A 14,389-nucleotide genomic window follows, 5' to 3' on the forward strand; every position below is an offset into this window, starting at 1 on the left:
ATAGTTGTGAAGCAAACCCTTCAGACCAGGCCGCTCCGGAAGCAGCGCGAGTACCGGCTCCTCTGGTCCGCCAGGACGATCTCGATCACCGGATCGGAGGTGTCCAAGCTCGCGGTCCCGCTCACCGCGGTGTCGCTGCTTGCCGCCTCCCCCGGGCAGATGGGCATGCTGACAGCCGCCGCCTCACTGCCGGCACTGCTGCTGAGCCTCCAGGCGGGAGCCCTTGCCGACCGGCTACGGCGGCACCGCCCGCTCATGATCGCTTGCGAGCTGGTCTCCTGCGTGGCCGCCGTCAGCGTCCCTGTGGCCTGGTTGCTCGGCATCCTCACCGTGCCGTGGTTGATCCTGGCGGCCCTGGTGATCGGTGCGGCCGCGGTGGTCTTCAGGGCGGCGAACTTCCAGCACCTGGCCTCGGTCGTCCCCGAGGACCTCCGCACGGAGGCCACGGCCGGATTCCAGGCGTCCTACTCGGTCGCCTCCGTGGTGGGTCCCGGTTTGGCCGGTGGCCTGGTCCAGATCCTTTCCGCACCGCTAGCCGTACTCGTCGAGAGCCTGTCCTTTCTGACCTCGGCACTGATGCTCCGGTCGATTCGTACTCCCGAACACCACACGCCCGCCCAGTCCCGCGGCATGTGGCACGACGTCGTGGAGGGCCTGCGCGTCAGCGTCACCCACAAGTCGATCCGGGCGCTGCTGGGCGCCGGGGTCACGATCAACTTCTTCGCCACGGCGTACATGGCGGTCCACATGCTCTATATGGTCAACACGCTCGCCATCCCCAAGGGACTGCTCGGCATACTCATCGCACTCAGCGGCCTCGGCGGGCTGCTCGGCGCGTGGATCACTGCCCGCGTGGCCAAGCGGGTCGGCGAGAACCGGATCCTGCTCGTCACCGTGCTGTTCTTCCCCATCGACATCGTCGCCGTGGGCCTGCTCGGCGGGCCACTGTGGTGGAAGCTCGCCGTACTCTCCCTCACGGGCACGATCACCGGCGGCATCGTGGTCGCGTTCGCCACGTGCCTGGGCGCCGTGACCCTGCGCGACGCGCCCGCCGAGCTCCGCGGCCGCATCAACGCCACTCAGACCTTCGCCATCCAGGGCGTCATGTCGCTCGGCAGCCTCACGGGCGGCTTCCTCGCCGAACTCATCGGCCTACGCCCCGTCATCCTCCTCGCCGCCGCCGGCATCGCCCTCAGCTCCATCTGGATCTGGACCTCCCCCCTACGCCACCCCCACAACACCCCCACCCTCCAGCCCGCCTAACAGTGACGATGGGTGAGCACCCCCCGCAGCCCACCAATCCCGCCCAACCACCGTCCCCCTCCCTGATCACCCCACCGCCAGCCCCAGCCGCCTCGACCACCCACCAGCCAAGCCCCCGCCTACCCCAGCCGAACCTCGATCACCCACCGGCCAACCCCCCCGCCTCGATCACCCACCGACCAAGCCCCCGCCTCGCTGACCGACCCCACACCCGAACCGCCGACCTCGCTCCCCGCCCGCCGCGCCCACCTGAACGCCAACCTCGCTCGCCCCGCCCAGCGAACACACCGCGCCCAGCCACAACCGCGCGTACCCCAAGCCGCACCGAGACGACCAAGCGAGACTCCCCCTACGGCCAGCCACACCGGATCTACCGGGACCTACTCGTACGACCCACATACCGGGTTGTCCAGCCAAACCCGCCCACACCGGCCAGCCACCGTGCGCCCATCCAGCCAGGTCCACCTCTATGGCCCACCGCACCGAGGCCCTCTGGCCAGGCCTGCTGGTAGGGCAGTCTCAGGAAGGCGATCAGGCCAGCTCGTCCGCCAGCAGATCCATTAGAAGCCCGTCGTGAAACACCCCGGTGGCCGGATCGCGCTCGTATGCCCGCATGACGCCGACGCGCCGGAACCCAACCGCTTCGTACGCCTTGATGGCCCCCGCGTTGTGCGCCGCGGGATCGATGGTGATCCGGTGATGCCCTCGCTCATCGATCAGCCAGCGCGCCAGCGTCCGGATCGCCTCCTGACCGTATCCGTGGCCGTGCCATGCGGGGTCGAGGAAGATGTCGATCCCGGCACGGTGATACATCGGGTCTTCCTCCTCGTCGAACTGGATGGCCCCGACCACCACCTCGTCGACCGAGATGACCAGCATGTCCTCGAACTCGTCGACCGACCCCCACCATCTGGTCACCTCGGGCGCGCTCGCGATCTCGCGGAGCCGCGGCTCGTCTTCATCAGTCGCGTCACGCAGCACCACCCGTGGACCTCGCAGCACCATCATGGCCCCTCCCAACACCATCGCCGAGCCGGTTATCCACAGGCTGGCCGTAAGCCGCCGCGCTATCAACAGAATTTCGTTCACCCAACCGCCCACCCCCGCCCCACCACCAAACTCCCCGCATGCCGAACTCCCAGCCCCCGCCCCACGCTCAAACTCCCCGCACGCCAGACACCCAGCCCCCACCCCACCGCGCCCTGCCGCCTCTCGCCTCTGGGCCGGCCAGTCCGCACACACGCACCGCTCAAACCGACGCCGATTCTCATGCTCATCCCGACGCCGACCCTCACGCCGATCTCGGTAACGAGCCCATCAAGGGCGGCAAGGCGCTGCACCACAACCTGGCAGGACATATCCGTCGTGTCGCCACCGTCTCCGTCCTCGCGATCACACTCACGGTCCTACTCGCGCCACCGGCCATCGCCCACGACCCGATAGGCGCACCCATGCGCGTGGCCTCCCGCCCGGATCCCCCATGGCGATGGCCCCTCGACGGCCACCCGCACGTCCTACGCCGTTTCACCCCACCACCAGTCCCCTGGCTACGGGGCCACCGAGGCATAGACCTGGCAGCGCCCCCGGGCACGCCGGTCTACGCGGCCGGCCCAGGCGTGGTGACCTTCGCCGCCCGCCTGGCCAACCGAGGCGTCATAGCGATCACCCACCCCACCGGCCTCCGCACCACCTACCTGCCGGTCAAAGCCTCCGTACGGCAAGGCCAACCGATCACCGCAGGCACCCGCCTAGGCGTGATCGAAGACGTCCCCGGCCACTGCCCCGTGTCCTGCCTCCACTGGGGCCTACTCCGCGCAACCCGCTACCTCGACCCGCTCCTTCTCCTGGCCCAGGCCAACATCCGCCTACTCCCGTACTGGCCCACCCAACACCCCGTCACCTCGACTCCCAACGCCCCCGAGCCCGACCCGAGCACCCCCGCACCCGCTACCGACGAAGGAGCAACGCCGCCGCCCGCTCCCGGCGAAGTCGCCCCCCAGCCCGACTCCGACGCTCTCTTCATCCCTGACACACCAGTCGCCCCTGCCCAGCCCCGCCGCCCTGCCCAGCTCAGGCGAACCTGTCACCCTGCCTAGCCCCAGCGACCCCACGATGCTCCTCGCCCATGGCGGACTCATCGCCGCAGCCCCACCGCCCCCACCCAGTGACGGACTCGTCACCGCGTCCCAGCTTCGGCCAACCCGCAACCCTGCCACCCCTGACGAACCCACCACCCTGCCCGGCCCAGGCGAGCCCGCCACCCAACCCAGCCCCGGCGGACTCGCCGCCGCACCCTAGCTTGGGCGAACCCGCAACACCGCCCACCACCGCCACCCAGCTCAGCCAATGGACTCGCCGCCGCACCCTAGCTTCGGCAAACCCGCGACATCGCCCACCTGCGGCTAACCCGCCGCCACCCAGCCTCGGCGGACTCATCGCCGCGCCCTAGCTTCGGCGAACCCGCAACACCCCTGGTGAACCCACCGCCACCCGGCCCCGGCGGACTCGTCGCTATGTCCAACCCTGGCGAACCGGAGCAACCCGCCAGCGCCGGGCCCGTCGCAGTCGCTCCCGCAGTCGCAACCTCCGGACGCAAACCCGTCGCCCCTGGCGCCGGGCACCTGCCTGGCCTCAGGCTCGAACCCGAGCGCCGCCAACGCTGTGACCCTGGTGTCCCTGGCCGCGTTCGGCACCCTGATTGAGGGAGCAAGCGGAACCCTGGGAAGGCGCCGAAGGCCCACCCCTTGGGGCGCGCCGAGGCTCAAGCTCGAGGATGGGCCTGCCGATAGGCCGCGCGGAGGCGCTCGATCGAGACGTGCGTGTAGATCTGCGTCGAATTCAACGACGCATGCCCCAGCAACTCCTGAACACTACGAAGATCCGCCCCGCCCTCCAGCAGATGCGTGGCGGCCGTATGCCGGAGCCCATGCGGCCCCATATCCGGCACGCCCTCGACCTCCCTGAGCCGCGCATGCACCATCCGCCGAACCGTCCCCGGATCCAACCGCCCACCCCGCACCCCGAGGAACAAGGCAGCCCCCGACCCCTCACGCATCAACAGCGGCCGCCCATGCACACACCACCGATCAAGCGCCCGGAGCGCCGGAACTCCGAACGGCACAGACCGCTCCTTCCGCCCCTTCCCCAGGACCCGCAAGACCCGCCGATCCCGATCGACGTCATCCACGTCCAGCCCACACAACTCGCTGACCCGAACCCCTGTGGCGTACAGCAACTCGAGCACCGCCTGGTCCCGCAGCTCCTTCGGCTCGGCACCCGCCCCCACCGGGTCGAGCACTTCGCGCACCTGCTCCTGATCCAGGACGGCCGGCAGCTCCCTGCCCGCCTTCGCACTACCGAGCAGCAACCCCGGATCGTGGCTCAACCACCCGTTCCGATGACAGAAAGCGGTGAACGTCCGCACACAAGCCGTCCGCCGCGCCAAGGTAGCCCTCGACGCCCCCGCCCCATGCATCTCCGCCAACCACTCCCGCAGCCGGCCAACCTCGAGCCCCTCGATCCGCCCCCCGAGAAACTCAAGCAGCGCCCGCACATCCCCCAAATAGGCCCGCACGGTATGCGCCGACAGATCCCGCTCAAACCTCAGATGCCGCTCAAACGCCGCCAACACCTCATCGGATGGGATCCCCACCCCACCCGCTGAGCCCCCGCCATCCTCCGCAGGACCAGTTCCCGAAACACGCTCCACAGCCACGTCTCCAACCCCCGGAGCGCCGCACGCCCGGTTCCCGCAGCAACCCTCACGCTTGCTCACATCATGCTCGCAATCCCCAATACCCGCGGCCCCTCCAGCAATGGCACGACGCTGCAGGATTGGCTTGAGCCACCGAGATCGCGCACGTCAGAAGTCCCTCGCAGGAGGCCCTATAGGGCGCAACGCGGAACACGGGGACTGTCGGGACTGTCCAATCTCCAGCCAAACGGGAATCCACCCGCGAGAATCCCGCAGGCCACGCAGTTTCTGCCGGACAGAGAGGCGGCACAGATCCACCATTTTTCCGGGCATTTCCCGGCCCGTCCGGACTGTATGAACAACGGTTCTGTCGCAGATTCGATGGTGACGATACGGCTCGCAGCGTCACGCTGAGTCATGCATGTCGACGATCTTGTGAGTACGGCGCTTTCGGGGCATCGCCGCTTGTCGTGGAGGACGTGGCAGACGAGGGCGAGTGGGTCCGCATGCGGGCACGCACCTGGACGGGTTGGTCACTTGTCCAGGCTGCGGAGCTAATACGTGCACGGAAATCACGAGCGTGGGAGGCGGCGCGCAGGATTACACGACAGCGTGTTGCAGGAGGCGCCTGCCCTTCGACGCTTCGCAGCTTGACCATCACTCCGACGGCGACCGTCGTCAAAAGCGGAACAGGCTCAGGTGGAGGTCAGGGAGGTGGGAGAGCCTGCTTGTGGAGGCGCCAGCCTGCGGGCGTGCGGTTGATGAAGCCGGCGGCAGCAAGGGAGCCGAGGGCGCTGAGGGTGGTGGAGAGGTCCACGCCGGCTGCTACTGCGACTGCGGCGGGGCCGATGCTGCCCCGGGCGGGGATGGCGTCCAGGACTCGGCTGGTGGACTCGCTGAGGGAGTCTCTGGGGAGGATCGGGCCTCGGCGGGCGGGGGCCAGGTCGTCGCCGAGGTCGCCGACCAGGTCGATCATTTCCTCGGGTGAGGTGACGCAGACGGCTTTGCGTTCGCGGAGGAGGTGGTGACAGCCGGCCGACATGGCGGAGGTGACGGGGCCGGGGACCGCTGCCAGGTGTCGGTCCAGGGCGAGGGCGTGCTTGGCGGTGTTGAGAGCGCCGCTGCGTAGGGCGGCCTCGACCACGACCGTGCCGCGGGAGAGGGCGGCGATGAGGCGGTTGCGGACCAGGAAACGGCCCCTGGTCGGAGGTACGCCCGGCGGGCACTCGCTGACGATGACGCCCTGGTCACGGGCCTGGGCGAAGAGGTCGTGGTGGCCACTGGGGTAGCTGACGTCCGCGCCGCACGCCAGGACGACGACCGTGGGTGACTCGGCCGCGAGGGCGCCACGGTGGGCAGCGCCGTCGATGCCATACGCGCCGCCCGAGACGACGGTCCATCCGGTCTCGCTCAGGCCCACGCCGAACTCGGATGCGACGTGCACGCCGTACGAGGTGGCGGCGCGGGCGCCGACGACGGCCACTGACTTCAGGCAGGAGAAGCGCAGGTCCGCGATTCCGCTGAGCCAGAGGCCGAGCGGGCGGCCGTGGCCCAGCTGGTCGAGCTGGGTGGGCCATTCGGGGTCGCCCGGGATGATCAGCCTGGCGCCTGCTTGCTCGCCTGCGGCCAGGTCTTCGGCGGGGTTGGCGATGTCGAGGCGAGCACGCCAGCGGCGCAGGCGGCGCTGCAGGAGGGCTTCCTTGCTCCCATCGGTGGCGAGGGACTCCGGGAGAGTCCCCGTCTGTATGGCGGTGACGGTGTCGTGGGCCCCGCAGTGATCCAATAGCCGGCCCATGACGGGGTCGCCCACGTCTGCCGCTCTCATCAAGGCAGCACGTGCCTCGAGCTCGTTCAACGCGTCTCCTCGTGTGTTCATGTGTCCGGTTCTGCGCGAGCAAGAAGCCCCACGCCGGACCGTGCCCGGGGGTGGGTGCCGTAGTGCTTCGGCGGCGGGAGGCTGGGCACGGATTCCAGGCGAGTACCCGCTAAGTGAGCGCGGAGGCTGGCTGAATACGGGCTGGCTGCGCGCAGGGTGACTGCGCCCAGGTGCATGCAGGGGTAGGTGCGGGGGTCGGAGTGCGGGGGTCGGAGTGCGGGGGTCGGAGTGCGGGGGTCGGCGTGCCGGGGGTGGCTGCGCTGGCGTTGGTTGCGCGGGGGCAGTAGGGGTGGGTGCGGGTGATTTGATCTTGGGGTTGCGGGACGTTCGGGCGTGGCACGTTATGGGGGCGCGAGCTAGGGGCCTGCCGATCCCGAATGGTTGCCGCGCGAGGCGGGAGCGAGATCGGTTGGAGTGAACTCGGCGGGCGCGGTAGCGGGAAGTGCTCGGGCGGGAAGTGCTGGGGCGGGAAGTGCTGGGGTCACATGGGGACTCCCATCCATAGGGCTAGGGCTGTGGCGGTGTCGTCTATGTCGGGGGTGGGCTTTTCTGCGAGGTCGGCGAGGGTCCAGGCGAGGCGGAGCACGCGGTCGAGGCCACGGGCGCTGATGGTGCCGGCGTCGATGGCGGCCGTCATGGGTTTCATGGCCGCGGCCGAGGGCCGGTACGTGGCGTGGAGGGCGGCCGAGGAGATCTCGGCGTTCGTGCGCCACGGCGTGTCCGACAGGCGTTTGCGGGCTCGTTCGCGTGCTAGGAGGACGCGTTCGGCCACCGTACGGCTGGGCTCGACGAACTGGCGGTCGGCCATGAGCTCGCGGCGCGACGAGCGCGCCATCGTGACCTTCATGTCGACCCGGTCGAGGAGCGGGCCCGACAGGCGGCCCAGGTAGCGGCGGCGAGCGTTGGGGCTGCACTGGCATGGCTCGGCCTGGTCCTGCTGCTGGGCGCATGGGCACGGGTTGGCCGCCAGGATCAGCATGAAGCGGGCGGGGAACGTGACAGAGCCGGCGGCCCGCGAGACCGTGACGATGCCCGACTCCAGCGGCTGGCGGAGGGCGTCGAGGACAGGGCGGGCGAACTCGGGAGCCTCGTCCATGAACAGCACGCCGCGATGCGCCAGGGAGACCGCGCCGGGGCGGACAGTCTGGCTGCCGCCGCCGACGATGGCGGCCGCGGTGGCCGTGTGGTGCGGGCTGACGAACGGGGGGCGGCTCGTCATCGGGCTGTTGGGCGGGAGCACCCCGGCGACCGAGTGGATGGCCGTCACCTCCAGGGCGTGGTCGAGCTCCAGGTCGGGCAGCAGCGTCGGCAGCCGCTCGGCCAGCAGCGTCTTGCCGCATCCCGGTGGGCCCAGCATCCACAGGTTGTGACCGCCGGCGGCGGCGACCTCCAGCGCCTTGCGCGCCATCGGCTGGCCGACCACGTCGGACAGGTCGACGGCCGGGCGCTCGACGGCGCAGACGGGCTCGTCAGGCGGCTGGTAGTCGGGCGGATCCTCGCCGCTGCGCAGCCACTCGACGAGCTCGCGCAGGTCGTTGACGGGCACGACCTTGACGTCCGGCACCAGGGCGGCCTCCGCGGCGTTGGCGGCGGGCACCACGACCACGGCCTCGCCCTGCTTGGCGGCGCCCATCACGGACGGCAGGATGCCGCGCACCGGTCGCAGGCGGCCGTCGAGGCCGAGCTCACCAAGGAAGTAAGGCTCGGCCACGCGGCCCACGGGCACCAGACCGGCAGCGCCGAGGATCGCCACGGCGATGGCCAGGTCGAACTGGCTGCCACGTTTGGGCAGGCTGGCGGGGAACAGGCTGACGGTGATGCGGGCGTCGGGCCACGGGTAGCGGCTGTTGACCATCGCGGACCTGACGCGCTCGCGGGCCTCGCTCAGCGCGGTGTCGGGCAGGCCGATGAGGTGGATGCCCGCCAGACCGCCGCCGACATCGGCCTCCACTTCGACGGTACGGCCGGCGACGCCAATCAGCGCCACGCTCCTGGTGCGTGCGACGGCCATCTACATCACGCCCCGGACGTGGCGCATCGCGTAGTCGCCGGCGAAACGCTCGAGCGCGATGACGTCCACGCGCACGGTGTCGAAGCGGGTCTCCTGGGTGGCCAGCCACTTGGTGGCGAGCATGCGGAGCCGGGCCACCTTGGCCGGCCGTACTGACTCCAGAGCAGTGCCGTGTGAGGTGCCGGAGCGGGTCTTGACCTCGACCACTACCAGGGTCTTGCCGTCGCGGGCGAGCACGTCGATCTCGCCCTCCCTGCATCGCCAGTTGCGGTCGATGATGTGCATGCCCTCGGCTGTCAGGTAGTCGACGGCTAGTTGCTCGCCGTGCTTGCCGAGCTCGTCCTTGGTGGCCATGGCGAACAGGGTGCCGGAGCGTGGGTTGGCGGCGGGCGCCAGAAACGCGTTCTGGGGACAACGGTGCGGGGTCGTACGGGCCTGTGGATAACTCGACGCGGAGGGTACGGCGGCGCGGTGGTGGGGAGGCGGCCAAGCCCAGGAGCAAGGAGCGTGCGGAGAGGCAGGTGTGGATGGCGGTCGCGGGAGCTGCGGAGGCAGGGAGCGACGGAGCCGGGCAGGCGCGGAGCCGGGCAGCCGGGCAGGCGCGGGGAGCGCGATGCGGGCAGCGCGGAGGCGCGGGGAGCGCGATGCGGGCAGCGCGGAGGCGCGGGGAGCGGGGGCCATCGGAAAGGCCGGGGCGGAGGCAGGCCGTGGAACGGCGGAAGCGCATGGCGGTTAAGCGTCGAGGGATGCGGCGCGCCCGCAATGAGGGAGCGGCGGGAGCCGGAAGGGCCCGAGTGTAACGCGCAGGTGGAGCACACTGGCGGTCCAGCGATGAGGGTGCCCCGGGGGAACGCGCGATGGGAGAGATGTTGGGGGCTGGGCGTGGAGAGCACGCGTGGCACCGACAGGCCAAGGGCGAGGCGGGACCGCGGGTGTGCTGCGCAGGTGGGGGCGCACGGGCGGTCCAGCGACGAGGGCGCCCCGGGGGGGAACGCGCGATGAGGGAGATGTTGGGGGCTGGGAGGAGCACGCATGGGACCGGCAAGGCGAGGTGGGGTCGCGGCTGCGGCGGTGGGGGCGGGCAGCCGGGAGGGGGGAGCCAGGGTTAGCCGGAGAAGCCTTCCTTGGGCATTTCGAGGTCGGCCTTGGCCAACTCCTCCACGTTGACGTCCTTGAACGTCACCACGCGCACGTTCTTGACGAACCGCGCAGGCCGGTACATGTCCCAGACCCAGGCGTCCTGCATCTTCACGTCGAAGAACACGTCCCCGTTCTCCGCGGTGCGTACGTCGAGGTCGACCGAGTTGGTGAGGTAGAAGCGCCGCTCCGTCTCCACGACGTAGGTGAACAGTCCGACGACGTCGCGGTACTCGCGGTAAAGCTGCAGCTCCATCTCGGTTTCGTACTTTTCGAGATCCTCTGCGCTCATCGCGTCCCTCCTGTAGTGCCGGGGTCAGGCAACCCCGGCCCCTATCTCATTCTCGCCCATCTCCCTGGCCACCGTAACGAAGGAGTAGCGGTGGTGCGAGCAAGGACCGTACGTCGCCAGCGCCGCCCTGTGCCCAGCAGTGACATACCCCTTGTGCTCGGCGAACCCATACATCGGGAATTCCGCACTGAGCGAAATCATCATCCGGTCTCGCGTCACCTTCGCCACGATCGAGGCGGCCGCCATGCACGCGGCCACCTGGTCCCCCTTCCACACGGCCAGCGACGGAGCGGGCAGCCCCGGCACGGGGAACCCGTCCGTCAGGATGTACTCCAGGTCACACGTCAACCGCGCGACCGCCCGGCGCATTCCTGAGACGTTGCACTTGTGCAGCCCCCGCGCGTCGATCTCGGCCGGCGGGATCACCACGACCCCGACCTCGGACGAGGCCATGATCTGGTCGTACAGGCGTTCCCTGACCAGGGGCGCGAGCAGCTTGGAGTCTCCCAGACCGTCGATCGGCCTGCGCAGGACCACGGCCGCGACCACCAGGGGTCCGGCGCACGCCCCTCGGCCCGCCTCGTCGACTCCGGCGATCGGGGTGAGGCCGCGGCGGGCGAGCGCCCGCTCATAGGCGTAGAGCCCGGAATCGCGCCGGACAACGCTGGGTCGAGGGCGGAACGCTGCTGTCATGACACAGGCAGCGTACGCCCGAATCACGGCAAACCGCGACCTACTTGACCTTGTCGAAAGTGTCCGGCTCGGTGAAGATGAGAGCCCTGTTCAGCGGCCAGTAGCGCACGACGGCCTTGCCGATCACGTCCTTGAGGTCGATGAAGCCGTGGCTGGCCTCGTCCTGGTGGGCGCGTGAGTCGGCGGAGGCGCTGCGATGGTCGCCCATCAGCCAGAGCTTGCCCGGCGGGACCGTCACCGAGAACTTCTCCCCGCAGGGAAAGTCACCCGGGTACAGATAGGACTTCTCCTCCAGCGGGGTGCCGTTGACCGTGACGGGGTCCTTGGAGTCCTTGCACACCACCTTGTCGCCGCCGACGCCGATGACCCGCTTGATGGTGTCCTCGCCGGTGGTCCAGCCCTTGAAGACGACGATGTCGCCGCGCTCGGGCGCGCCCGCCAGCTTGTTGACGAAGACCCTGTCGTTGATCAGCAGGGTGTTCTCCATCGACTCGGACGGGATGTAGAACGACCCGATGACGAAGGCCTGCAGCAGCAGCGCGAGGCCCACGCCGAGCACGAGCAGCAGCACGGTCTCCCGGAAGCCGCCCTTTTTCTTCTTGTCCCCCGCCTCAGCCTTCTTCGTCACGGCCATCAGCGCCTCCTCCCCAGCCAACGCCGACGAACCAGGATCAAGGGTACGGCCAGCGCGAAGCCGGCGACCAGCGGTGCGGAGTCGCCGAGCGCCTGAAGCCCCGACTGCGAGAACGTGTCGGGGATCGACAGCGTGGTGGCCCGCGAGAACGGCCAGACGATGACGAACGCCCGCCCGACGACCTGGTCCACCGGGATGGAGCCGCCGCCGGGGTCGCCCTGGTGGGCGCGCGAGTCGAGCGAGACCGAGCGATGGTCGCCCATCACCCACAGCCGCCCTTCCGGCACCTTGATGTCGAAGTAGCGGTCGGAGGGCACGTCACCGGGGTGCAGGTAGCTCTGCTCGTCGAGCGCGACCCCGTTGACCGTGATGCGGCCCTTGGAGTCGCAGCACTTGACGTGGTCGCCGCCCACACCGATGACCCGCTTGATGTAGTCCTTCTCCCCGGGCACGACGCCGAAGGCGGTGCCGACCCAGCGGAAGAAGGCCGCAACGGGGTTGGACGGCTCCTCGAGCTGGAATTCCGGATCCCAGGAGTCCGCGCCGGAGAAGACCACCACGTCGCCGCGCTCGATGTCGCGCGTGTGGTAGACGATCTTGTTCACCAGCACCCGGTCGTTTTTGAGAAGCGTGTTCTCCATCGACTCGGACGGGATGTAGAAGGCCTGGATCACAAAGGTCTTGATGACCAGGGCCAGCACCAGCGCGACAACGACCAGTACCGGGAGCTCTTTCCAGAAAGAACCCTTCTTCTCCTTCTTGCCACCCTTGGCTGGCATTTGAGTCTCTTCGGCGACCACGTCCACCTCGTCCTTGACAGGGCGGCGCGGCGCGCCGGGCTCCTGACTCTCGCTAATCATCGCTGACGAGCCTAGATGATGCGGAGGCTCGACAAGCCTCGACCGACGGTACACCTCTTCACGAGTCGCTCCGCATAAAGAAAGGCCCGGCACGGCTAAGCCGTACCGGACCTTTCAGAAAACCGGGAACTACTTGGCAGGCGTCGACTCGCGCTTCTCGCGGATGCGAGCGGCCTTGCCGCGCAGGTCGCGCATGTAGTAGAGCTTCGCCCTGCGGACGTCGCCGCGGGTCACCAGGACGATCTTCTCGATGATCGGGCTGTGCACGGGGAAGGTGCGCTCGACGCCGACGCCGTAGCTGACCTTGCGGACCGTGAACGTCTCGCGGGCGCCGGCGCCCTGGCGGCGCAGCACGAAGCCCTTGAAGACCTGGATACGGGAGCGGTTGCCTTCGACGACTCGGACGTGAACCTCGAGCGTGTCACCGGGACGGAAGCCCGGTACGTCGCTGCGCAGGGTCGCCTTCTCGAGCTCCTGGATCTTCGTGTGCATAGCGCTTAATCCTCAAAGTTAGCGGGGCAAACGGAGGTCCCACCCGGCCCGTGAGGGCAACAAAGGGGACGCGCGTGCTCTCTCCTGACGCCCGGATTCCGGGCATGCAACACCGACCTCGTAGTGGTCGGCAGCGATTCAGTTTGCCACATCTTCCGGCTCGACGCGAAACGACAGCTCATCGAGCAGCCGCCGATCGTGCTTGTCGAGGGTCTCGGGATCCATCGCCGCCACCAGCTCGGGCCGGTTGGCCACGGTCCTGCGCAGCGCCTCGTCACGCCGCCAGCGCGCCACCTTCCCGTGATGCCCCGACAGCAGTACGGCCGGCACCTCGTGACCCCGCCACTCGGGCGGCTTGGTGTAGACGGGCCCCTCGAGCAGGTTCTGCATGGCCCCGGGCGCGAAGGAGTCGTCGGCCACCGAGCAGGCGTTGCCGAGCACCCCGGGCAGCAGCCTGCCGATGGCCTCCACCATGACCAGCACCGCGACCTCGCCGCCCGCCAGCACGTAGTCGCCGATGCTGACCTCGTCCACGCGCAGGCGCGAGCCGTACTCCTGCATGACGCGCGAGTCGATGCCCTCGTAGCGGCCGCAGCAGAACAGCAGCCAGTGCTCCTGGGCCAGCTCCTGGGCCAGCTCCTGGGTGAAGGGGCGGCCGCTGGGGGTGGGCACGATCATCCTGGGTTCGCCGGAGCCGATGACGGTGTCGATGGCCTCGCCCCACACCTCCGGCTTCATCACCATGCCGGGGCCGCCGCCGTACGGGGTGTCGTCGACGGTCTTGTGCACATCGTGCGTCCAGTCGCGCAGCTGGTGAATGCGGACGTCGAGCGTGCCGCGCTCGCGCGCCTTGCCGATGAGGGAGACGTCGAGCGGCGCGAAGTACTCGGGGAAGATCGAGATGATGTCGAGCCGCATCACAGCAGCCCCTCCGGCGGATCGACCACCAGACGACCGCCGGCCAGGTCGACCTCGGGCACCAGCGCCTTGACGAAGGGGATGTACACGTCCTCCCCCACCACCAGCAGGTCCTGGCCGTGGTGCAGGACGTCGGTGACCTCGCCGACCGTCTCCCCCGACACGGTCACCACCGTCAGCCCGATGAGCTGGTGGTCGTGGAACTCGTCAGGATCGTCCGACGGCGCCACGTCCGCGGAGTCGATGACCAGCATCGTGCCGCGCAGCTCCTCGGCGGAGTCTCTGGAGGCGACGCCTTCCAGGCGCAGCAGCAGGACGTCCTTGTGCCAGCGGACGGACTCCACCATCAGCGGGCCGGCCGAGGCGGGCTCGGTGGTCAGCGAGGAGCCGGGCGCGAAACGCAGCTCGGGATCGTCGGTGCGCACCTCGACGGTCACCTCGCCGCGCACCCCGTGCGGGCGGCCGATGCGGCCCACGACCAGCTGCACGTCAAACCTGCCTTCTGTGAAATGCCAGCGC

General features: G+C 69.4%; 14 protein-coding genes. 2 read left to right on the forward strand and 12 right to left on the reverse strand.

The window, feature by feature from the left end; translation table 11 throughout:
* The first annotated feature begins 6 nt into the window (after nucleotides 1–6).
* A complete protein-coding gene (locus ACIBHX_RS37700) occupies nucleotides 7–1,263 on the forward strand; it encodes an MFS transporter (RefSeq protein ID WP_397072229.1) in 1,257 nt (418 codons plus the stop codon).
* Nucleotides 1,264–1,794: 531 nt separating this feature from the next.
* On the opposite strand, the gene ACIBHX_RS37705 is transcribed toward ACIBHX_RS37700, so the two are convergent.
* A complete protein-coding gene (locus tag ACIBHX_RS37705; protein ID WP_397072338.1) occupies nucleotides 1,795–2,268 on the reverse strand; it encodes a GNAT family N-acetyltransferase in 474 nt (157 codons plus the stop codon).
* A 446-nt stretch (nucleotides 2,269–2,714) separates the two neighbouring features.
* Here ACIBHX_RS37705 and ACIBHX_RS37710 point away from each other — a divergent pair, with 446 nt between their 5' ends.
* Entirely contained in the window at nucleotides 2,715–3,359 is a 645-nt protein-coding gene (locus ACIBHX_RS37710) for a peptidoglycan DD-metalloendopeptidase family protein (RefSeq protein ID WP_397072230.1), read from the forward strand.
* Between the two features lie 665 nt (nucleotides 3,360–4,024).
* Here ACIBHX_RS37710 and ACIBHX_RS37715 read toward each other — a convergent pair.
* The 11 genes from ACIBHX_RS37715 to rimM all read right to left on the reverse strand — a co-directional run bounded on the left by ACIBHX_RS37715 (nucleotide 4,025) and on the right by rimM (nucleotide 14,358).
* The gene (locus ACIBHX_RS37715; protein ID WP_397072339.1) at nucleotides 4,025–4,894 is read right to left on the reverse strand and encodes a tyrosine recombinase XerC; all 870 of its coding nucleotides are present in this window, start codon (nucleotides 4,892–4,894) and stop codon (nucleotides 4,025–4,027) included.
* Nucleotides 4,895–5,663: 769 nt separating this feature from the next.
* A complete protein-coding gene (dprA, locus tag ACIBHX_RS37720; RefSeq protein ID WP_397072231.1) occupies nucleotides 5,664–6,782 on the reverse strand; it encodes a DNA-processing protein DprA in 1,119 nt (372 codons plus the stop codon).
* A 532-nt stretch (nucleotides 6,783–7,314) separates the two neighbouring features.
* Nucleotides 7,315–8,844, reverse strand: coding sequence for a YifB family Mg chelatase-like AAA ATPase (locus ACIBHX_RS37725; protein ID WP_397072232.1), 1,530 nt, complete (start codon nucleotides 8,842–8,844; stop codon nucleotides 7,315–7,317).
* Entirely contained in the window at nucleotides 8,845–9,198 is a 354-nt protein-coding gene (locus ACIBHX_RS37730) for a YraN family protein (RefSeq protein ID WP_397072233.1), read from the reverse strand.
* 751 nt (nucleotides 9,199–9,949) lie between these two features.
* On the reverse strand, nucleotides 9,950–10,273 hold the full coding sequence (locus ACIBHX_RS37735) for a DUF2469 domain-containing protein (protein ID WP_026215037.1): 324 nt from the start codon (nucleotides 10,271–10,273) through the stop codon (nucleotides 9,950–9,952).
* A gap of 24 nt (nucleotides 10,274–10,297) precedes the next feature.
* Complete coding sequence (locus ACIBHX_RS37740; RefSeq protein WP_397072234.1) at nucleotides 10,298–10,966, reverse strand: ribonuclease HII; 669 nt, start codon at nucleotides 10,964–10,966, stop codon at nucleotides 10,298–10,300.
* Nucleotides 10,967–11,006: 40 nt separating this feature from the next.
* On the reverse strand, nucleotides 11,007–11,600 hold the full coding sequence (lepB, locus tag ACIBHX_RS37745) for a signal peptidase I (protein WP_397072235.1): 594 nt from the start codon (nucleotides 11,598–11,600) through the stop codon (nucleotides 11,007–11,009).
* On the reverse strand, nucleotides 11,600–12,460 hold the full coding sequence (gene lepB / locus ACIBHX_RS37750; RefSeq protein WP_397072236.1) for a signal peptidase I: 861 nt from the start codon (nucleotides 12,458–12,460) through the stop codon (nucleotides 11,600–11,602). The genes lepB (ACIBHX_RS37745) and lepB (ACIBHX_RS37750) overlap by 1 nt, the downstream gene beginning before the upstream one ends.
* 129 nt (nucleotides 12,461–12,589) lie before the next feature.
* Nucleotides 12,590–12,952, reverse strand: a complete 363-nt coding sequence (rplS, locus tag ACIBHX_RS37755) for a 50S ribosomal protein L19 (protein WP_397072237.1) — start codon at nucleotides 12,950–12,952, stop codon at nucleotides 12,590–12,592.
* Nucleotides 12,953–13,090: 138 nt separating this feature from the next.
* Nucleotides 13,091–13,870 (reverse strand): tRNA (guanosine(37)-N1)-methyltransferase TrmD, encoded by a 780-nt coding sequence (gene trmD, locus ACIBHX_RS37760; protein WP_397072238.1) that lies wholly within the window; start codon nucleotides 13,868–13,870, stop codon nucleotides 13,091–13,093.
* Nucleotides 13,870–14,358 carry a ribosome maturation factor RimM gene (rimM, locus tag ACIBHX_RS37765; RefSeq protein WP_397072239.1) on the reverse strand — a complete coding sequence of 163 codons (489 nt, stop codon included), beginning with the start codon at nucleotides 14,356–14,358 and terminating at the stop codon, nucleotides 13,870–13,872. Before rimM ends, trmD begins: the two co-directional genes overlap by 1 nt.
* Nucleotides 14,359–14,389 lie beyond the last annotated feature (31 nt).

The organism is Nonomuraea sp. NPDC050536 (genome assembly GCF_044457685.1).
Lineage (GTDB): Bacteria > Actinomycetota > Actinomycetes > Streptosporangiales > Streptosporangiaceae > Nonomuraea.